General features: G+C 44.7%; 26 protein-coding genes and 1 tRNA gene. 24 read left to right on the top strand and 3 right to left on the bottom strand.

From position 1 onward, the window contains the following. Positions 1-5: 5 nt before the first annotated feature. From ICN48_RS06740 to ICN48_RS06670, 16 genes are all read left to right on the top strand, one after another. Positions 6-587 carry a hypothetical protein gene (locus ICN48_RS06740; protein ID WP_216152931.1) on the top strand — a complete coding sequence of 194 codons (582 nt, stop codon included), beginning with the start codon at positions 6-8 and terminating at the stop codon, positions 585-587. Further along, positions 584-1,381, top strand: a complete 798-nt coding sequence (locus ICN48_RS06735; protein WP_255539499.1) for a hypothetical protein — start codon at positions 584-586, stop codon at positions 1,379-1,381. Before ICN48_RS06740 ends, ICN48_RS06735 begins: the two co-directional genes overlap by 4 nt. 47 nt (positions 1,382-1,428) lie before the next feature. Beyond that, a complete protein-coding gene (locus ICN48_RS06730) occupies positions 1,429-1,737 on the top strand; it encodes an HU family DNA-binding protein (RefSeq protein ID WP_216152930.1) in 309 nt (102 codons plus the stop codon). Between the two features lie 88 nt (positions 1,738-1,825). Further along, complete coding sequence (locus ICN48_RS13865; protein WP_255539498.1) at positions 1,826-1,951, top strand: hypothetical protein; 126 nt, start codon at positions 1,826-1,828, stop codon at positions 1,949-1,951. Beyond that, positions 1,938-2,603, top strand: coding sequence for a putative quorum-sensing-regulated virulence factor (locus ICN48_RS06725; RefSeq protein ID WP_216863760.1), 666 nt, complete (start codon positions 1,938-1,940; stop codon positions 2,601-2,603). The genes ICN48_RS13865 and ICN48_RS06725 overlap by 14 nt, the downstream gene beginning before the upstream one ends. Positions 2,604-2,630: 27 nt before the next feature. Next, the gene (locus tag ICN48_RS06720; protein ID WP_216152929.1) at positions 2,631-3,011 is read left to right on the top strand and encodes a zinc-finger-containing protein; all 381 of its coding nucleotides are present in this window, start codon (positions 2,631-2,633) and stop codon (positions 3,009-3,011) included. Between the two features lie 250 nt (positions 3,012-3,261). Further along, complete coding sequence (locus ICN48_RS06715) at positions 3,262-3,579, top strand: hypothetical protein (RefSeq protein ID WP_216152928.1); 318 nt, start codon at positions 3,262-3,264, stop codon at positions 3,577-3,579. A 185-nt stretch (positions 3,580-3,764) separates the two neighbouring features. Beyond that, positions 3,765-4,202, top strand: a complete 438-nt coding sequence (locus ICN48_RS06710) for a hypothetical protein (protein ID WP_216152927.1) — start codon at positions 3,765-3,767, stop codon at positions 4,200-4,202. A gap of 57 nt (positions 4,203-4,259) precedes the next feature. Continuing rightward, on the top strand, positions 4,260-4,841 hold the full coding sequence (locus ICN48_RS06705; RefSeq protein ID WP_216152926.1) for an HD domain-containing protein: 582 nt from the start codon (positions 4,260-4,262) through the stop codon (positions 4,839-4,841). 3 nt (positions 4,842-4,844) lie between these two features. After that, positions 4,845-5,291, top strand: coding sequence for a hypothetical protein (locus ICN48_RS06700; protein WP_216152925.1), 447 nt, complete (start codon positions 4,845-4,847; stop codon positions 5,289-5,291). Positions 5,292-5,593: 302 nt separating this feature from the next. Then, positions 5,594-5,665: transfer RNA gene (locus tag ICN48_RS06695), tRNA-Ile, on the top strand. 11 nt (positions 5,666-5,676) lie between these two features. Next, complete coding sequence (locus tag ICN48_RS06690) at positions 5,677-5,979, top strand: hypothetical protein (protein ID WP_216152924.1); 303 nt, start codon at positions 5,677-5,679, stop codon at positions 5,977-5,979. Positions 5,980-6,037: 58 nt separating this feature from the next. Further along, a complete protein-coding gene (locus ICN48_RS06685) occupies positions 6,038-7,189 on the top strand; it encodes a hypothetical protein (protein ID WP_216152923.1) in 1,152 nt (383 codons plus the stop codon). Positions 7,190-7,272: 83 nt separating this feature from the next. Beyond that, the gene (locus ICN48_RS06680; RefSeq protein ID WP_216152922.1) at positions 7,273-7,743 is read left to right on the top strand and encodes a hypothetical protein; all 471 of its coding nucleotides are present in this window, start codon (positions 7,273-7,275) and stop codon (positions 7,741-7,743) included. Between the two features lie 39 nt (positions 7,744-7,782). Further along, a complete protein-coding gene (locus ICN48_RS06675) occupies positions 7,783-8,190 on the top strand; it encodes a helix-turn-helix domain-containing protein (protein ID WP_216152921.1) in 408 nt (135 codons plus the stop codon). A 22-nt stretch (positions 8,191-8,212) separates the two neighbouring features. Next, a complete protein-coding gene (locus ICN48_RS06670; protein WP_216152920.1) occupies positions 8,213-8,803 on the top strand; it encodes a DUF4337 domain-containing protein in 591 nt (196 codons plus the stop codon). A gap of 81 nt (positions 8,804-8,884) precedes the next feature. Here the strand turns inward: ICN48_RS06670 and ICN48_RS06665 are convergent, their stop codons facing one another. After that, positions 8,885-9,805: a hypothetical protein gene (locus tag ICN48_RS06665; protein WP_216152919.1), complete on the bottom strand. Its 921-nt coding sequence runs from the start codon at positions 9,803-9,805 to the stop codon at positions 8,885-8,887. 330 nt (positions 9,806-10,135) lie between these two features. On the opposite strand from ICN48_RS06665, the gene ICN48_RS06660 reads away from it, so the two are divergent. The 5 genes from ICN48_RS06660 to ICN48_RS06640 all read left to right on the top strand — a co-directional run bounded on the left by ICN48_RS06660 (position 10,136) and on the right by ICN48_RS06640 (position 12,894). Beyond that, complete coding sequence (locus ICN48_RS06660) at positions 10,136-10,984, top strand: prohibitin family protein (protein ID WP_216152918.1); 849 nt, start codon at positions 10,136-10,138, stop codon at positions 10,982-10,984. 193 nt (positions 10,985-11,177) lie between these two features. Then, positions 11,178-11,648 (top strand): hypothetical protein, encoded by a 471-nt coding sequence (locus ICN48_RS06655; protein ID WP_216152917.1) that lies wholly within the window; start codon positions 11,178-11,180, stop codon positions 11,646-11,648. A gap of 14 nt (positions 11,649-11,662) precedes the next feature. Further along, positions 11,663-12,037: a hypothetical protein gene (locus tag ICN48_RS06650; protein ID WP_216152916.1), complete on the top strand. Its 375-nt coding sequence runs from the start codon at positions 11,663-11,665 to the stop codon at positions 12,035-12,037. A 113-nt stretch (positions 12,038-12,150) separates the two neighbouring features. Then, complete coding sequence (locus tag ICN48_RS06645) at positions 12,151-12,477, top strand: hypothetical protein (protein WP_216152915.1); 327 nt, start codon at positions 12,151-12,153, stop codon at positions 12,475-12,477. A gap of 6 nt (positions 12,478-12,483) precedes the next feature. After that, positions 12,484-12,894, top strand: a complete 411-nt coding sequence (locus tag ICN48_RS06640) for a hypothetical protein (protein WP_216152914.1) — start codon at positions 12,484-12,486, stop codon at positions 12,892-12,894. A 92-nt stretch (positions 12,895-12,986) separates the two neighbouring features. Here ICN48_RS06640 and ICN48_RS13860 read toward each other — a convergent pair whose 3' ends face one another. Next, positions 12,987-13,118, bottom strand: a complete 132-nt coding sequence (locus ICN48_RS13860; RefSeq protein ID WP_255539497.1) for a hypothetical protein — start codon at positions 13,116-13,118, stop codon at positions 12,987-12,989. Positions 13,119-13,252: 134 nt separating this feature from the next. After that, entirely contained in the window at positions 13,253-14,317 is a 1,065-nt protein-coding gene (locus ICN48_RS06635) for an integrase domain-containing protein (RefSeq protein WP_216152913.1), read from the bottom strand. Positions 14,318-15,312: 995 nt separating this feature from the next. Here ICN48_RS06635 and ICN48_RS06630 point away from each other — a divergent pair. The 3 genes from ICN48_RS06630 (at position 15,313) to ICN48_RS06620 (ending at position 17,033) form a co-directional block, all read left to right on the top strand. Further along, complete coding sequence (locus ICN48_RS06630) at positions 15,313-15,660, top strand: hypothetical protein (protein ID WP_216152912.1); 348 nt, start codon at positions 15,313-15,315, stop codon at positions 15,658-15,660. Further along, the gene (locus ICN48_RS06625) at positions 15,657-16,706 is read left to right on the top strand and encodes a plasmid segregation protein ParM domain-containing protein (protein ID WP_216152911.1); all 1,050 of its coding nucleotides are present in this window, start codon (positions 15,657-15,659) and stop codon (positions 16,704-16,706) included. Before ICN48_RS06630 ends, ICN48_RS06625 begins: the two co-directional genes overlap by 4 nt. Positions 16,707-16,799: 93 nt before the next feature. Beyond that, positions 16,800-17,033 (top strand): hypothetical protein, encoded by a 234-nt coding sequence (locus ICN48_RS06620; protein ID WP_216152910.1) that lies wholly within the window; start codon positions 16,800-16,802, stop codon positions 17,031-17,033.

Below are 17,033 nucleotides of genomic sequence, written 5' to 3'. Positions count from 1 at the left end.
TAACCATGCCATCCACTCGACTTCGATCAGGGTGCCTGGTTATTACGGCGGACTACGGCATGAGCCCAAAAGAGTTGGCCGGGGTGTTTACTCAAGCGCCTGCTGGTGCGGTCATGGATTTAATTTTAGCCTGCAGAATGCGTGTTTTTGCGGTTATTGGTTTGCCATCGGATTTATTAAGGCTAAATCATGAGCTTACGGATTCCGGCGAATTGTTAGCGGTTTATGCCAATGACCCCAGGCTATTAGGCGCCAAGAAACATGTCATTCACTGGCTCGCAAATGGTGCGCGCACCAGAAGCTCAGACGCTTTATTTACAGCACTATCTGGTTTAAATTTTTATGATACTAAGCGGGTTATGCCAACACCCAAAACTTCAAAGGAGCTGGAATCTTGTGTTCGCCTTTTAAGCGCCTGCCCCGAGCTTCAGGACAGGCTCTGGAAAATGCGATCTGTTTCTGAGAAATGGCGCGACTTAATTTTTAGGCTCGAAGACCAATTAGACGATCTAATTAATGCATTAGATAGCGATGAATGGTCTCGCCTCGCTAAAGAAGCTCTCACCCCATTAAAGGCGTTCGCTTGATAAAGTCACTGCAAAAAACTCGCTCAAAAGTATTAAATCAAATTCTATTTTGGTCGTTTTGGTACACCTTTATTACGATCCCATTTAGTTTTTCAACGCCGCAAACGGTAGTTGACCAGCTTTCAACAATATTCCACCTGCCATTAACAATTTTTTATATTGGCATCGCCAACCTACTATTTTCAATAGCCAGCCTTATGGGGTTGAAGATGTGGGCTCAAAAAAGAGCCTATCGGTTACGCCCTTGGAGCGATCGGGCAATGGGGCTGTTCCTATATTGGCTCTCCGGTAACCTGCCTTGTCGAATTATTAGCGATGGCTCGTCCCCTTACCTTGAGCGATATTATCTATTTAGCATATTTAGCGCCCGTTTTTATATCCACAGATTTGTAGCCAGCGACCCAGATAGAGGGTTTCACGACCACCCATGGTGCTGGGCGCGGTCCATTGTTTTATTGGGGTGCTATAGAGAGAAAACACCAAATGGTGAGTTTTTAATTGACAGCTCAAACCTATTGGATGGATACGACTTCCATCGTGTAGTGCTTGATAACGATGCCAATGGAAAACCTTTGGAATGCTGGACTCTATTTTTTCATGATGATATGTATTCAAAAAAATGGGGATTTCTTAGGCCCTCGCAATCCAGCCCAGGTCTCATGTGTTGGTACCCCTGGAATTATGACAGGAATGATCCATCCAAAGATGGTAGTGCCAGCTCTGGGTCATGGTGGCTTGATGCGCCATTAGGCAAGCGTTGTGCCGATCGCCAAGCAAAAAAACTATATTCATAAATAAAAGTAGCTTTCCCAACCGCAGCACCCTTACAAGGAGTTTTAAATTGAATAAAACAGAATTAGTGGCATTTGTGTCAGAAAAAGCAGATATTTCAAAAATTGCAGCAGCCCATGCTGTTGAAGCCGTCTTTGATGGCATTGCTGGATCCCTCAAAAATGGTGTTGGTGTGGCGATTTTTGGCTTTGGTTCATTCAAGTGTACCGAGAGAGCCGCTCGCACCGGACGTAACCCGCGCACTGGTGAGGCCGTTAAAATCACCGCAAAGAAATCACTGAAATTTTCAGCCAGTAAAACACTCAAGGATGAGCTCAACCCAAAGAAAAAGGCCGCGCCAGCTAAAAAATCCAAGTAATGGTTCGCAGTTTTGAATAAAAAATATGCCGGCATCGCTGGCATATTTCTTGACTTGCAATGCCTTACATCTGCTATACATTGAATCTATGAATACTTTATTAAACATATTTGTTGGCTGGACTGCTTTAGCGATTGTCTGTTTTGGCATGGTTAAAACATTCAACCTCGAGGAGCGTATTCGCAAGCTGGAAGAAGAAGATGCCGGGTATTAATGCTTATATCTTCGATTGCGAAACCACAGGCCTCAATGAACCCGAACTCATTGAAGCGGCGTGGCTCGAGATCTCATCCATTTTGCCAACGATATTTGTTGGCGATGGATTTAACCAACAATACAAGCCTAGCAAACCCATTGAGATTGGGGCCCTAGCAACACACCACATAATGGACGAGGATTTAGTCAATTGCCCGTCCTCTTCTTCATTCTCGCTGCCAGATGGAATCCAATATCTCATTGGCCACAATATTGATTTTGATGCCACGGTTATTGGCAATCCCGATGTTAAGTGTATTTGCACTCTCGCCCTGGCTCGTAAAGCTTGGCCCGAGCTTGGCTCTCACACCCAATCTGCACTCATGTATTTTTTGTATCGCACCCATGCGCGAGAAAAGCTGAAGAATGCGCACTCAGCAAAGGCTGACGTGCTCATTTGCGCCAGTATTTTGAAGGCCCTCGTAAGACATTTTGGAATTACCACCATCGAAGGCCTTTATGAGGCCTCTGAACTCGCCAGAATCCCGACGCATATGAGTTTTGGTAAGCACAAGGGCTGTGCTTTGACGGATTTGCCCGTAGATTACAAACGTTGGTTGGTAGGGCAAAGCGATATCGACCCTTATTTGCGCGCAGCATTGCAGACGTAATTTTCCGTAACAAAGCGTGGCAATCCTATGCTGGAGATTAAATGCCCTTATTGCGGCGACGAAGCTGGCCTTTATACCGGCGCTAGTTTATACGCGCACCGCGATCACCTTAGGGATGATTTTTTTTATCACTGCGCCCCTTGTAAGGCGACCGTTAGCTGCTTCCCTGGTAGCACCATACCCAAAGGCACTTTAGCAAATGCAAAACTTCGTAAAGCTCGGTTGCGCGCTCACGAGGCATTTGACCCTCTGTGGCAAAAAGGGTTTATCAACCGGTCCAATGCTTACGAATGGCTAGCTAAACAAATGCGGATGCATATTGATAATTGCCACATGGCCTTATTTGACAATGAGCAGTGCGAAGAGGTTATTCGGATCTGCAATTCGCCGGAAAGTTGGATTAGCTAGAGGTCGGGATTGTTAGCTTGTAAAATCAACTTTTACCCACTACTAGAGCCGATTAGCACTCGTTAATGATACCCACCACTGCTACCACGACAACAACACCCCAAACCCGCTTTTGTACCTCCTGTCAAACTACGCGCGACGTCGCGTCTGGAAAAACGGTTTCATTTAAAACTGCAGGAGTGGTTCGCTCGCGATGGAAATGCGGTCTATGCGTTGCTAAGCTTAGTCGCAGCCGCTTCTCTAAATCTCAATGAGCAAGCAACACGACAACCTAGCCGACATTCATGCCGATAGCGAGCTGATTGCGGCGCAATTCAAGGTTTTATTGCTTACTCCATTTTCTGCAAAAAATGTTGCCAGCTCTCGGATATTGGCTGCATGCATTAGGTTGTCGAGCTTAGAGCAAAATTTAGAATACACAGGCGCCTATCTGAAGCGTCGGATCGAGATGGATGGCGACCTACTTGAGTTAGTGCCGCGAGCACTTGTCGAGGGTTCCAGCTTTATTGCTTTGGCTCAGTATGCGATTCGAGCTTGCAAACACTCCAGAATTCCGTTGTCACCCTAACTTTTATGCAAATCATTGCAAATGAATTGTTTTTGACAACAAAGGTTTTGGCACACATTCAAGTAAGGGGGGGTAACCTGAGAGAATGGCGAGAATAGATTAAACGCCTTCTTTTTTATACTTTTCGGGACTTGCGGATGTGGATTCTCATGCAAAGATATCTCCTTGGTTAACAAGGAGAAGTCGTGAGTGGAATCAAAATTTCAAAATATTTCCGATGCATTCTTATATTCTCCTTGATTGGCTCTATTGCGATCGCAGCATCGGCAGAGGGTTGGCGAAACGAAAACCAAATTGATCGTTTTTCTGAATACGATATTCATATTTGGGATTCCGGTCATTGGCAGCATGAAATACGTGATGGGCGGCTAGGTTGGTATTGGCTAGTGAACGGCGTTTATTACCCATATCAATACCCCAGCTACCCTAGCCCCTACCCATATCTTCCAAGCCCATACCTTGAGCAATCACAGCCGCCCGCACTTGATGAGCCAGTGATGCATTCAGACCATCCACGCTGGTTCTACTGTGAAGACTCGAAGTCTTACTACCCTTATATTGCGTTTTGTAATCCAGGCTGGAAAATTATTACGCCGGTACCCAGCGAAAATGCTGACTCTTAATTGTTTTGAAAACGTCAGCATCCGATAGCTCCTTGTAGATAAAGGCTTCACCTTATTATGTTTAAAGAAAAATCGCCACCCACCTCCCCAGCCTTCCTCTCTCGTAAGATTCTTGATGCTGTTGCTTTTGCGGCGCACAAACATACCAAACAGCGCCGTAAAGACAAAGAGCAGACCCCGTACATTAATCACCCAATTGGAGTTGCGCACCTTCTGTCCGAGCTAGGGGATGAGGAGATTATCATTGCGGCCATCCTGCATGATGTACTGGAGGACACCAATACTACCGAACACCAGATTCAATTCCTATTTGGTGAGAATGTTCTAGGGATCGTCAAGGAGGTAACAGATGATAAATCCTTGACAAGCGATGTGCGCAAGCGTCTGCAGATTGAGCATGCGCCACATCTGAGTTATGGCGCCAAGCTTGTTAAGATTGCAGACAAAATATGCAATCTGAGTGACATGGTCAAGAGTCCTCCAGATGGATGGCCCATGGAGCGAATTGCTCAGTACGCCGATTGGTCTGAGGCAGTTATTGCCGGGCTTGGACCCATAGATCCTGGATTAGAATTTTTGGCGCAAGGAACCCTATCGGAACTCCGTAGTTCTTTAAAAGCTGAGACGACCAAAGCATAAAGAATGCGAGGTACCCTAATACCCCACCTTAACTTGGCGCTAGCTCAAAAGCGAAGCAGATCTACTGGCCGGGTGATTTCCCAAGTCAAATCAGACTATATCCCGCACTATTGCTACATATTCGATCGATCGACTGATGGTGCTATCGCGCTAAGAGATGCGCGACGTATTGTTGACGGCGGTCTTTCTGCCAGAATGAACGACAAGGCAGTCTCGGATCGGATGGGTGGTCGCCATGCTTACGCAGTCATTCAAGGCTCGTGGGGTTATACCGGCGGCTCTGCGATTTACAGCCCAAATTTAGGTGCCTTGCTTTCCGTAGATTTGCCTAAGATCATGAAAATCATTAAAAGCAAAGGGGGTCTGTGCAGTTTCGTTGTTGGTACAAACAGGGACAGTATCCCTCAAATTCAGGGCGCATTAGCAAAACTTCAGCCGCAAGAAATGTAGAAAAATTACCCTCGAGAGTCATATTTTTTGTAAGCGGGATTCGCTTTAAATCAATAACTTAGAGCAATGGCCAGTGACCACTGGTAGTTACATGGTCGAGGATAAGTTATGCGACTTAGGTCTCGCCTGGACCCAAGAATTCTGCAATTATTATTCAATGAATTGAATTTGCATAAACAATTTTGACGGTTAAATTAATAGCACCAACGAAAGCGGATGCTAGAAAACGACCAAAGAAGATCGCAGACTTCAGGGTGATATCCAATGGGTTACTAGACGCAGCGAGTAGTTGGTTTCACGATGGGCCGGTAGCTCAGTGGTAGAGCAGAGGACTCATAATCCTTTGGTCGCTGGATTGTTCCCAGCTCGGCCCATCACTAATTTTATGGGAGTAACGACTTTGAATCTGCAGGGACAAACACTCTCGTTTATTGACAAGATCAAAAACAAGCCCTCAAACCTACAAGATCCGTTTCAATACCAGGCTTATGGAGATTTTCTACTTTGGGCTACAGAGAGTCGCGAGATGATCGACGCCTTCATCAAAAGTGAGAAAAAGAGTGGATTTTCACGGACGCTTGAGACGCCAATTCGGTTCTTTGAGTATGTCACTGAGCATTATTGGAACAAAGGCATCCAAGAAGGCGTTGATGTTTTTGCAGCTACACTGCCCAATAAAATTTCCTAACTTGCATTTGTTACTTCCCTTGAGATGATAGTTCTTTAGACGCTCAAAAGGAAATGCCATGCAAGTTAAAGAACAAACATTACTGTCAGCACCGAGCAATAGCGGAGGCAAAGAATACCTTGTTATTCTTGGTCAAAACGATGACGACACATTTAGCGTTATGATCAAAAATGGCCCGGCCGGCAATCTTCGCCAGCAGCCAGAAAAAGCGCCCTACTCTGATTTTGATGCCGCAAGGAAAGCCTATACCAAGGCAATCGAGGCAAAGCTTAAGGGCTCAGGTTCATCTATTTATAGCATCGTGAGACAGACATGCCCAAGTGATAACGTCATCGAAATTTCGGAAGTTCGGGCCGTTACATCGCCTTTTGGCGCGCAGCTGCTTAACCCCCTCAATACGATCGAAGAGGTGCTTGAATTATTTGCTACTGGCCAATACGTGATGCAGCTTAAGGCCGATGGTGATCGTATGTCGTTACTGCACAAAGGCTCCAAGGTTGATCAAGTGACGGCCTTCAACCGCAAAGGCCAATGTCGCGATGTACCTCAATCCCTCTCCCAGTTTCTGAGCTCAAAAGCAATCAGCGAGCAGTTTTATCTCGATGGTGAGATTGTTAAAAACGTCTTCTACGTCTTTGATACACTCCTTTGCCCTAATGCCCCAACAGTGTCAGAGCAGCCTTATGCGCGACGTTTTGTTGCACTTAGGGAGATGTTGGAGAGCCTTGAATTGTCAGGCGAGCAAATCAAGCTTATTCCAACAATCTACCCAGAGGATGGCATCGAAGCTGCAAAAGCATTTTGCGATAGCGTGCTATCGGCTGCCGGTGAAGGTGTTGTGCTTAAGAAAATCAATTCCAAGCATGCGGCAGGACGACCCAATTCTGGTGGCGACTTCCTGAAATTCAAATTCTTGGAAAGTTCAACCTGTTTGGTAACCAAAATCAACCAACAGCGCAGTGTCGGCATATCCCTTTATGACGTCAATGGTAATGAGATCAATGTTGGCAATGTCACCATCCCCCCATCAGCCAATATCCCATCGTTAGGTGATCTTATCGAGGTTCAGTACCTTTATGCGTTTACTGGAGGCAGCCTTTTCCAGCCAGTGTATCTTGGCAAGCGAAGCGATCTTGATCGTGCTGAATGCACGCTTAGCCAAATTCATCGTTGGAAAACGGATGTGCAATTGGAGGTATTGGCTGCTTAATTAAGCTGAAATATAGTCAAATTTCAAACTTGCAAACCCCATTTTTCTTGAGATGATGGGGTTTCATCTAATAAACTGAACACATGAAATATCACCCATTCCGTATTAACAAAGATCAAAAAGCCATTATTGTTAAGGCCCTGTGCTTGGCAATTAATCAACTTGGTCGTAAACGCTTTGCAAAAAGCCTTATTCAGCACATGAAAAAAATCATTCGAGCGGTTATTGCATCAGCACTGCTTGTTGCATGTATGCCCGCATTCGCGGCCACAGAAATTGAAGATGGCGGCACGGTTAAGCTTGCAAACCATCACAGAAGTAGATTTAAATTGCCATTTCCTGATATAGCAGTAATCATTCCCCCTTCATTTGTCGGCGTCGTTGAGACCTCAGGGGATACGGTTTATATCATCCCGTCGGAATTAACCGAAGCCTATATCATTTTTATTAATAATAAAAATTACAATGCCTTGTCTGTTCACCTGGTAGTAACCGATGAACCTGCTGGTGCCGCAGACCTGGTTGTTAGAGGGGCTTCAAATGCCAAAAATTAACATAGAGTGTCAGAGAGCCAAAAGTGGGAAGAGCTACTAATGCCCTGCAATCCCGCAACCCCTATAGGTGATCGTGCGCATGATCTCGCGCCTTTCCTGGCGTCGACTATGCACCGCTTCACGCCGATGGAAAGAAGGGTTCTTGAATTCATTAAAATTCACCAGCCTTGCACGCTAAAAGATATTACCGACTCTGGCATTAAGCAGAAAACAGCCTCTAATATCCTGGCTCGCATAAAGTTCATTAAACGCGCTTCCGACAAAGTTACCCCAGGGGAATCCAGACGACTGGTGTATTGGTTTGACAAGGATCGAGCGCCCTTAAGGCTTGCTGAAGATGAGGCCAGAAGAGCTGCCATCATCAAGGGGCGCAATACCATCACGCAAGACCCTGTAATTGTCGCTTTTTTTGGAATGCCCATATCCCAATGCAGGGCAAATTTTTGATAATGACGTTTTAGGACTAACAATGGAACCGCACGAGACACACGAACTAATCGAGCAAACTGAAGAGGCTAAGCACAAGTCTCGCAACTGGACGGCGCTTACCATCTCGGTCATGGCAATGGTATTGGCCATTAACAATGTTGGCGGCGGCAATGCCTCTAAAGAGGCGGCACGACATAATATTGAAGCGTCCAACTACTACGCCTTTTATCAAGCCAAATCCATTAAGCAAACACAGGCTAAGATTGCTGCCGATTTTTTGCAGCTGGACCTAGATCTACCCAGTAAAGCAAAGTTGACCCCTCCTGAAGCAAAATTGATTGCTCACAAGCTAACCGAATATCAAGAGTCAATTATTCACTATGAGTCCGATGAGAAATCAGGTGAAGGTAAAAAACAGCTTCTAGAGAAAGCCAAAGAACATGAGGTTGAGCGTGATCATGCACTCAGACAAGACCCTTGGTTTGATTATGCCGAAGGCATCCTTCAAATCGGGATTGTCTTGCTTTCCATATCGATCCTCGCGTCTATGCCAATATTGACAATGGCAGGTGCATTTCTGGGGATTATTGGTTCGGTCTGCATGCTAAATGGTTATTTTTTATTCTTTTGAATATGCCTAGCCATAGGCGCTCCACCAACAGGAGAAATAAAATAAGAATTGCTCAGCAGCGTAAGCGCCAAAAAAGCTAACTCACAGGAATGCAAGAAAAAAAATCCCATACCAGAGCAATATCGGAAAAATAGCCCCAGCTAAACTTACGCACCTAAAGGCTATGAGATCGAATATTGATGGCCCATTGGATGCCATTTCCTTGGCAAGCTCAATAATTCTTGCCACCTCATACAGCACCTCTTGATTAATATTTTTGTCATCTTCTAATGTGTTGTTCGCATACCATTCCATATCACCTTCATGGGATTGCCCAACAAACAGGTTAATAGCCATCAAATGATTCAAACGTGCATACTCAAATGAAAATTCGAGCATGTAAATACTCCGCAACGGGATATTAATATAGGGCTCAGCCCAACCCAGCCATTCATAATCTGGATCAATAAAATGAAGTGAGCCCATATGGGGTTCACCACGCATTCGATTCACATTTTGCACAAGGTATTCTCGCGATAATGGGAATCCAAACATCAATCTTCGCTCTTGGGGCGGTATTTTATGGGCCAGCAGACTTCCACCAAGATCACAGGGGCGATAAACTCCATTCTTGCCGAATTTATCATTTTTGCGAATAAATTCTATCGCCATTATTTTAATAATGGCAAACCAGCGCAACGGATGAGCGAATAGGTGGAAGTTCATCTTAAATGCATCCCCCAGCGGTATTACGGACCAATCCATCACATCAACATCAACACCTCTATATATAGTTGAGAAGGATTTTTCAGCCAGCACAGGGTTTTTTGAAATCAATTTAGCCCGTGCAATCGCCTGATTAACCGAAGATCGATACCGCCTATTAGTTCCGCCAGTTAGACCATGGAATACGCCATATATGTGAAGAGTTACATCACCTCTTGTAATGGAGGTTGGTTCAAGTGCCAAAGGGCATTGTTGATCCTCGAAAAAATTGCGCAGAGATGTGAAGTTACTTTTCATGCCATATCTTGCCCTGGATGACGAGAATTGCAGCCCTTAAATCTACATATTTTCGCGATATATCTGCGATGAATCAGTAGCCATTGCTTTAATGCTTATTTACGCGTTGAGGCGTAAATGCGCAGATCAAATCCTTAATGAATTTTGATGGAACTCCAAAATTCACCAGAAAATATAATCAATATTATTTTCGTAAGCGGCAAAACCATTGTAAATAAAGAAAAATTCATCAAGAGGATGATTGAATCTTGACTTACCTCAATAGTAGATTAACTTTAATTTCTGAAACTTTTGCCCCATAACAGCTTACCAATTTTTTAAGGACAACTTATGTTTGTAATTATCCTAGGAATACTGCTTTCGATTCTATTTTTTGGCTTTTTAAGACTCGCAAATAGTGGGGCATTAAAAGCTGCCTCACCACTTGCTATCGCGCCGATTTTGCTTGCTTTGGCATTTGAGTCATTCACTATCGTCCCAGCTGGTCATATCGGCGTACAGCAAACCTTGGGCTCAGTAAATATGGGCACATTGGGCGAAGGCGTTCATATTGTTAATCCAATTTCTGACGTTAATAACGTTGATGTACGCGTTGTTAAGGCCGAGCTCAAAGGTTCCCAGGGCGGCACAAAAGACCTGCAAGTTGTCCACACAGATATTGTCGTGAACTATCGGATCGACGGTACTAAAGCGGCCCACATTTATAAAGAATTTGGCTTAAATCTTGAGGATAAGATATTAATGCCAGCGATCAATGAGTCCTTCAAGGCTATAACAGCCCATTACAGCTCTGAGGAATTGATCACGAAACGCGACGAGGTCTCTCACGCTATCCATGATGAACTCCAAGCCAAGGTTCTGCCTTATGGCCTCACCATTAGCTCTATTTCATTGGTTAATTTTGGATTCTCACCAGAGTATCAGAAAGCAATTGAGCAAAAAGTTATTTCCACGCAAGCAACCTTAAAAGCTGAGCAAGATTTAAAACGTATTGAGGTCGAGGCAGAGCAGGCTGTTGCAAAAGCTCAAGGTGAGGCCAAAGCGATTGCAATCCAGTCTCAAGCCATTAATGCCGGCGGTGGAAAGGATTATGTAAATCTCAAAGCAATTGAGAAGTGGGACGGAAAACTTCCCGCCACCATGGCAGGCACTATCCCGTTTGTGAATGTAGGCAAATAAAACCATACCACGCATGTGTCGATCGCCCTCGCCTGCGCAAGAAACCGTACACCTTTTTATGGAAGACATCGCAATCATGAGCATATTTGCATTTATCTGTTTTATATGTTCAGGGGGCTTGCTTGTCTTTTTGGGCATCCGTAATTTGTTGTTTAAATAGAAGTCTAGATATACTAACTCTAGGAATTTTAAGATGGGTCGCGAAGTGCGTCGAGTTAAGAAAGATTGGCAGCATCCAAAAGATAGAGATGGGCGCTATTTGCCCCTATATGATGGAGCGGAGTTCTCCGAACGGGCCGCTCGCTGGGATGAAGGGGCTCAAAAGTGGGCCGAGGGACTTAGACTAGACCCTCAAGGTAATTGGATTTCTTTGACCGAAGACCAGAGGGGTAAGCCCTACTCCTCGTGGGATGGTGAACGCCCTGACCCTAAAGATTACATGCCTCTTTGGAGTGATAATGAACGCACATATCTCATGATGTATGAGAATACGTCTGAAGGCACCCCAATCAGCCCAGCATTCGCTACAGCAGAGGAGCTTGCTTGCTGGTTTGATCAACGCCGCAAAGCCGGAGTTAGGCTTCGCCAAGCTGATATGCACGGCGCCGACATGCTTTTTAGCGAGTGCGATATAGAGGAGGTTAAAGAGCTGAAAGCAGCTTGATTCCCATGGGCGAGATGATGCTGTTTTCCGCCTTCCAGCGAAATGAAGCGTGTGAGTATGGCCTTCTTGACTGCGTGCCACTTGCTAAGGCGGATCTTTCTAGGCCTTTTGTGTATGAAAGGCGGTTTGGCGTCTTTTATGTTCCGGCCGGCCGCCACCTTCTCGCAATGTCTTTATTACTGGCTCTGCAAAATGAGTGCGGGACCGGGGTTGAAGTTGCATGCCACTTAAAACTCGAATACCCCGGCGATACTGCTGATTGCTGGCTCAAAAGTACAGCGGGGGCGGCATTTAAATCATCTGTCGGAAAACGGATTCAAGTTGCTACTGGACGGGGATTAACAGCTATTGAGCGTCGCCTTTTTGGTGATTTTGAACGTGTATTTTGATTGGATGCGTTAAATTTAGCCTTGATAGGCTTATGGGGTCTTATTGGGGCAATTACCCATTTAAGCTGATGTCTGAATTCTTGTAATATGACTTTTTTAATGAGGCCCACTAAGTGAACCTAAATCAAGCGCCAACAATCAACCAATTAAAAGTTATCTTTGAAACTTGCAATGACAAAAGCGCCCACCACATTCTTTGGGTGGACCAAGTTGGAGAGGTTCGAGTAACCCCGCTGCCCGACGATATTAATCCATGCGGTTTTGAGGATCGATTCCCAACGTCCGTTCTTCGCCATGAAACATTTCAATGCGGAAATGGTTATGTTGGGCAGAAAGCTGCTGCTGATGATGGCTTTATGCAAAGACTGTTTAATAGTTTGATGGACGAATGGAAGGGTCTGGGCGGAAGATTAACTCAACGCTATATTGATGTCTATTAAATATATATGCTTAATGTCCAAATCCCCGGCAACGCCAATCTTGTACACCTTCTAGATGATGGCTATGCATATGAGGAGCACAGAGCCCTTCCTACGCCAACGCTGGGCAATCCATTTCCAGAGATTATTGGGATGCTTAATGTGATTGTTCGTGCCGGCCAAATGGAGGGAAAACCTAAATATCAGCAAGAGCTTTTATTGCTTCAATCAATTCTGGATTGCGTCGTTGATTCAGGCGGTGACATTTTATGGATAAATGAATGGTACCCAGAAGAGTTAATTCGCGCCGATCATATTCCCGTGATTTATGCACAGTTTGATGATTGGGGAAGGCATAACTACCCTACAGTAGATAGCTATGTTGCCGAGCTTAATGAGGTCGATATTTGTGGCACCAAGTATTACTGCGAACCGTGATACTTGATTTTTAGGGGTCAAGCCCGTTTTACCAACAAATTCTAGCTGGCTGCGGGTGGAAAAATGAAGCGGCTTTATGAGGCGTGGATTTTTTATTCATTTATCAGTGGCTTTTGAATCTTGCCGCAGTAATTTCCAGCAATCGATAGCCTGGAACTCCCCAAAGTCTCGGGCACTCGGGCGCGAATCAGATCAATTTCCTCTTTAGGCGTTTGGTCGGTCATGACACCCAACGTCCGGACAGAAGACCTAATTGCATTACGATGTTTTTGGCGTACTCAACTCGAATCAGGTGGGGTGCTGGTAGACCGTTTTGAGCGATGATTTGGCTTCATTATTTATCCTATTTAAATCTTGATTAGCGGCTTACTGCATCGATGACTTTATTTTTGTTTTTAGCCTCATCCCTTCTTTTGGTGTTTTCTTTGGCAAGTTCAGATGAGCCGTAGTAAGCAGCCGTCACACTAGATCGACTATGCCCAAGACGTTCGCTCACCTGTTTTTGCTTAATGGTGAGGTCTTCCTTGCTCATTTGGTCGTTGGTGCCGCCCAGGGTTGGTGGAATATAGCCAAGACGAAGAGCTTGGTCTTCAGAGTACTCGGCTCTTAAGCCGTGCCCGGTAACGCCGCGATCCTTTTTGGTCATTCCTAGCTTTCGCATCAGATAGCCGTAGCGGTTGATGTTTACTTTTAAATCATGTGGCGTGCCATCAACGTCGCACCACCCTACTTTTTCACCTTTTTTGATAATGGTTTTGATGTATTCGATGATTTTTCTTTGAGCTGGGCTATCAATTGGGATATTGCGGGCGCGATTACCTTTGCCTTGGCTGGGTAAAATAGCAATGGAATGAATGTTATCTGTTACCCATGGGTCACAGAGCAAGCATTCCTGCATACGATATCCAAAAGCATATTCGAGACGGAGCATGCAGCCGAAACGTAAATCCATTGCATCGCCTCTGGTGATTTCCTCAATGACGTCAATATCATGCTCACTCCAGCTTTTGGATTCGGTGGCGGCAAAATGCACTTGAAGTAATTTTGGGTCAACATCGGATAGATAGTGCACAAGGTCTCTGACCATACCCTTCTTACCAATCCACTCCGCAAACTTTCTAAACTGGGTCAGATGGGTGGCCATCGTTTTAGGAGAGAGCTTGCGGGTGTAATACCAGTTTTTTACCAGCACTTCCATTTGTTTGTTTCCGAAATTGATGGGCATAGTGCGGTAACCCAAATCCCTGAGTGTATTGAACTCGGAGAAGAGTGTTTTGCAGGCGATATCTTGGGTGCGGTTTGAGGCGACTTTGCCGTTGACTCTGGTGCCGGAATTTTTATTGAGAATGTCTTGAAGCTGGCGCTTCCAGCCTTCGTTGAGGGTAATGTCTTGTAATGCGGTGTTTGTTTTTTTCGAAATCATTATGATTACCCATGTTGTGCCTTTGGCTGTTGCCGTAGGCTGGTTGTTTGTGAGTCTTTTACTGCCTTTATTGCGGTGATACTGGGTAGCGGTCGATTAAGAATATGCAGTTCAACTACAGTCGGCCTACCGTGCCGGTAATGCAGTTGCCTCAAGACTTCGAGGTTGTTAACGCCTTGATACTGGTGTTAACGTCCCGGCGTAACGTGCCGGTTGCGTCCGTTGTGAAGCTCGTGGCTTCTGGGAAACGGATAATCCCTTTGTTGTTGCTGACCCTAGTGCGTAACCGGGCAGAAGGCTAGAGTTGCGTGGTCTTTGACCGTGGGCAATTCTCAGCCCTTTAGGGGCTGTTAGCGTTCTTATAATTTTTGTTTGTGATTGCAGTCAGGTTCGCATTGTGCGAGGCTAAAAGCACTGTTTTAACGTTCAGAAATTTATTCTGTTTGATGATAGTTCTGAATGTGGACGCCAGAGGCGCATATTCGTTAAGTGGTGAGCGTACTCTGTTATGAGTAGTTTCTGAATATATAGATAAAAAATTTTGATGGGTTAAGCGTTATGCCAAACCAATCCTACGCAATCTCTCGCGCATATCAATAAAGACCGTCTTGAAAATCAGTAAACGCAAAGGTTGACGACTAAGAATAGGCTTTAAATATGAAACAAGACCCAATGTATATGGATAAATCAAACTGCGATGCCGAAAAGACGGCGAGTTAAAACGGTGCCCAACTACAACAGGCGAACCTAGATATTAGTGATTTTGATTCGCGCCTTGGGATTGAAATGTTCAATAAATTTTGCGTTATTCGAAAAAATAGGTTTCGCTCATTCTATTAAATTAACTGCATGGCATATTCACTCACAAATACACACCTTTACACGAAATCACAAATATTCACGTACCACAAAAACACATAAACACTTATTAAGACTTATTTACACCTATTTACACGCAATTAGGCATTTTTACGAACAAGCAGTAACACTAGATAATGGACATCGAAGAATTCATTGGGGCTAATAAACCTCAGAAAAAGTCATACGCCCTGCTTGATCATGGGGCTGCGATTGAGAAGCTAATAAAGTCTGGCTACACACATGAGCAAATTTACGACTATCTAGTCATGAATAATGTCATTTGCACTTTGCAGTCACTTAAATACTTCATCCGCAAGCATCTGAAATCAAGCCAAAAGCCATCAACCCTAGACCAGCAATCTAAGTCCTTGGCAAATAAGCCCAGCATTGAATCTTCACCGCCTCAAAAATCAGCGAACAATCAATCTGACCTTATCGACGAAAAATTTAGTCAACAACTTAATATAGAGGATTATTTATGAGCAGCAAAAACATCATCGCCATAGACGTAGGATTTGGCAACACTAAACTGGCCTGGGTAGTTAATGGCGGCCCAGCTAAAGAAATGATTTTTAGCTCGCAAACCCTGCGATCAACCGAACCTGCTGGTAGCGATATTGGCATTGGTCAGCTTGACCGAGTTCAAGTCTTAGTCAATAAGCAATTATTTTGGATTGGACCTGATATGGCCGGCGAAGGCAGCAATGAACTGCATGGTGATTACTCAGGATCAGATACCTACGAGGCTCTAGTCATAGGCGCCCTGCACTACATCGCTAAGGCAGAGGGCATGACATTGGATGTGATTGATTTTTTAGTGCTCGGCTTACCAGTATCGAATTTTTCCCAAAAGAAGGATGCGTTAATTAAGCGCTTTTGCAAAAACCTGCAAATCCCCAACACGGCCGGTCTTAAGCCAATTTATGGACCATGCTTCGCGTCAAGCATCAAGAAGGTTGCCGTATTGCCTCAACCTATGGGCTCCATGCTCCATTACATTGAGCTGGAGAATAATTCGGAGGCTTTTGATAAAACACACCTTGTGATTGACCCTGGATACCTAACGGTTGATTGGTTCACCAGTAAAGGGGCAAAAGCAGTTTTGGAGCGATCAGGCGCATTTAACGGAGGCGTTTCAGCAATCTTGAATGAGGTAGGGAAAGCATTCCTCAAAGATACTGGAATTTCGATTAACGAGCATGTAATAGATACCGCACTTCATAATGGGTATACCAACCTGATGGGCAAGCGCTACGACTTTGCGCCCTACCGCATCATCGCAGAGCGTAAAGCATCGAGTATTGTTTCTCTGTTGTTAACCGAGATTAATAGCCACCAGGTAGATCGATCTTCTGGGAAAGCCATCTCCATAGACAATGTTATTTTGACTGGCGGCGGCGCTACCTTTTTTGAAAAACCTATGCGCGAGCAATTTCCGGGGCAGTTTACCGTTTTAGATGAGCCAGTAATGGGGAATGCGAAAGGGTATTTGGAGTTTGGAAAGAGGTTGGCAATGCATTTGATATAACCTTGTTGGGTGTTTGGTGCTAGTTTTAAATGCGATTTGACTTTGTGATTAAGTAATTTAAGATAAACACATCTAAACAGGATTTATAAATTAATGAAAACAAATACAACGATTCTCAAATTAACCAACCTAGCCGTTATGGTTCTGACAGTAGGAATCATCGGTGGCGCCTTTGAGTTTGCAGTCCACTATCTGGACAGCGTTATCGGCGCAGACTATATTAGGGCTATTACCATTTTTATTGGCGCAATTTCGGTAGCTTTGACACAATGCATATTGGAGTGGGCATACGCTAAGTTGGGCCAAATTAATAAAGCCTGCGCATAA

The sequence above is a fragment of the Polynucleobacter sp. JS-Safj-400b-B2 genome, assembly GCF_018881975.1.
GTDB lineage: Bacteria > Pseudomonadota > Gammaproteobacteria > Burkholderiales > Burkholderiaceae > Polynucleobacter.
The sequence above is the reverse complement of the archived record's forward strand: the minus strand, read 5'-3'. Positions and strand labels throughout refer to the sequence as shown.

What these genes read in the sequence shown, in the direction of transcription:
- ICN48_RS06740 (WP_216152931.1), top strand. Translation starts at nt 6, where the DNA reads ATGCCATCCACTCGACTTCGATCAGGGTGCCTGGTTATTACGGCGGAC.
- ICN48_RS13865 (WP_255539498.1), top strand. Translation starts at nt 1,826, where the DNA reads ATGAATACTTTATTAAACATATTTGTTGGCTGGACTGCTTTAGCGATT.
- ICN48_RS06725 (WP_216863760.1), top strand. Translation starts at nt 1,938, where the DNA reads ATGCCGGGTATTAATGCTTATATCTTCGATTGCGAAACCACAGGCCTC.
- ICN48_RS06720 (WP_216152929.1), top strand. Translation starts at nt 2,631, where the DNA reads ATGCTGGAGATTAAATGCCCTTATTGCGGCGACGAAGCTGGCCTTTAT.
- ICN48_RS06715 (WP_216152928.1), top strand. Translation starts at nt 3,262, where the DNA reads ATGAGCAAGCAACACGACAACCTAGCCGACATTCATGCCGATAGCGAG.
- ICN48_RS06705 (WP_216152926.1), top strand. Translation starts at nt 4,260, where the DNA reads ATGTTTAAAGAAAAATCGCCACCCACCTCCCCAGCCTTCCTCTCTCGT.
- ICN48_RS06700 (WP_216152925.1), top strand. Translation starts at nt 4,845, where the DNA reads ATGCGAGGTACCCTAATACCCCACCTTAACTTGGCGCTAGCTCAAAAG.
- ICN48_RS06690 (WP_216152924.1), top strand. Translation starts at nt 5,677, where the DNA reads ATGGGAGTAACGACTTTGAATCTGCAGGGACAAACACTCTCGTTTATT.
- ICN48_RS06685 (WP_216152923.1), top strand. Translation starts at nt 6,038, where the DNA reads ATGCAAGTTAAAGAACAAACATTACTGTCAGCACCGAGCAATAGCGGA.
- ICN48_RS06680 (WP_216152922.1), top strand. Translation starts at nt 7,273, where the DNA reads ATGAAATATCACCCATTCCGTATTAACAAAGATCAAAAAGCCATTATT.
- ICN48_RS06675 (WP_216152921.1), top strand. Translation starts at nt 7,783, where the DNA reads ATGCCCTGCAATCCCGCAACCCCTATAGGTGATCGTGCGCATGATCTC.
- ICN48_RS06670 (WP_216152920.1), top strand. Translation starts at nt 8,213, where the DNA reads ATGGAACCGCACGAGACACACGAACTAATCGAGCAAACTGAAGAGGCT.
- ICN48_RS06665 (WP_216152919.1), bottom strand. Translation starts at nt 9,805, where the DNA reads ATGAAAAGTAACTTCACATCTCTGCGCAATTTTTTCGAGGATCAACAA.
- ICN48_RS06660 (WP_216152918.1), top strand. Translation starts at nt 10,136, where the DNA reads ATGTTTGTAATTATCCTAGGAATACTGCTTTCGATTCTATTTTTTGGC.
- ICN48_RS06655 (WP_216152917.1), top strand. Translation starts at nt 11,178, where the DNA reads ATGGGTCGCGAAGTGCGTCGAGTTAAGAAAGATTGGCAGCATCCAAAA.
- ICN48_RS06650 (WP_216152916.1), top strand. Translation starts at nt 11,663, where the DNA reads ATGATGCTGTTTTCCGCCTTCCAGCGAAATGAAGCGTGTGAGTATGGC.
- ICN48_RS06640 (WP_216152914.1), top strand. Translation starts at nt 12,484, where the DNA reads ATGCTTAATGTCCAAATCCCCGGCAACGCCAATCTTGTACACCTTCTA.
- ICN48_RS13860 (WP_255539497.1), bottom strand. Translation starts at nt 13,118, where the DNA reads ATGACCGACCAAACGCCTAAAGAGGAAATTGATCTGATTCGCGCCCGA.
- ICN48_RS06635 (WP_216152913.1), bottom strand. Translation starts at nt 14,317, where the DNA reads ATGATTTCGAAAAAAACAAACACCGCATTACAAGACATTACCCTCAAC.
- ICN48_RS06630 (WP_216152912.1), top strand. Translation starts at nt 15,313, where the DNA reads ATGGACATCGAAGAATTCATTGGGGCTAATAAACCTCAGAAAAAGTCA.
- ICN48_RS06625 (WP_216152911.1), top strand. Translation starts at nt 15,657, where the DNA reads ATGAGCAGCAAAAACATCATCGCCATAGACGTAGGATTTGGCAACACT.
- ICN48_RS06620 (WP_216152910.1), top strand. Translation starts at nt 16,800, where the DNA reads ATGAAAACAAATACAACGATTCTCAAATTAACCAACCTAGCCGTTATG.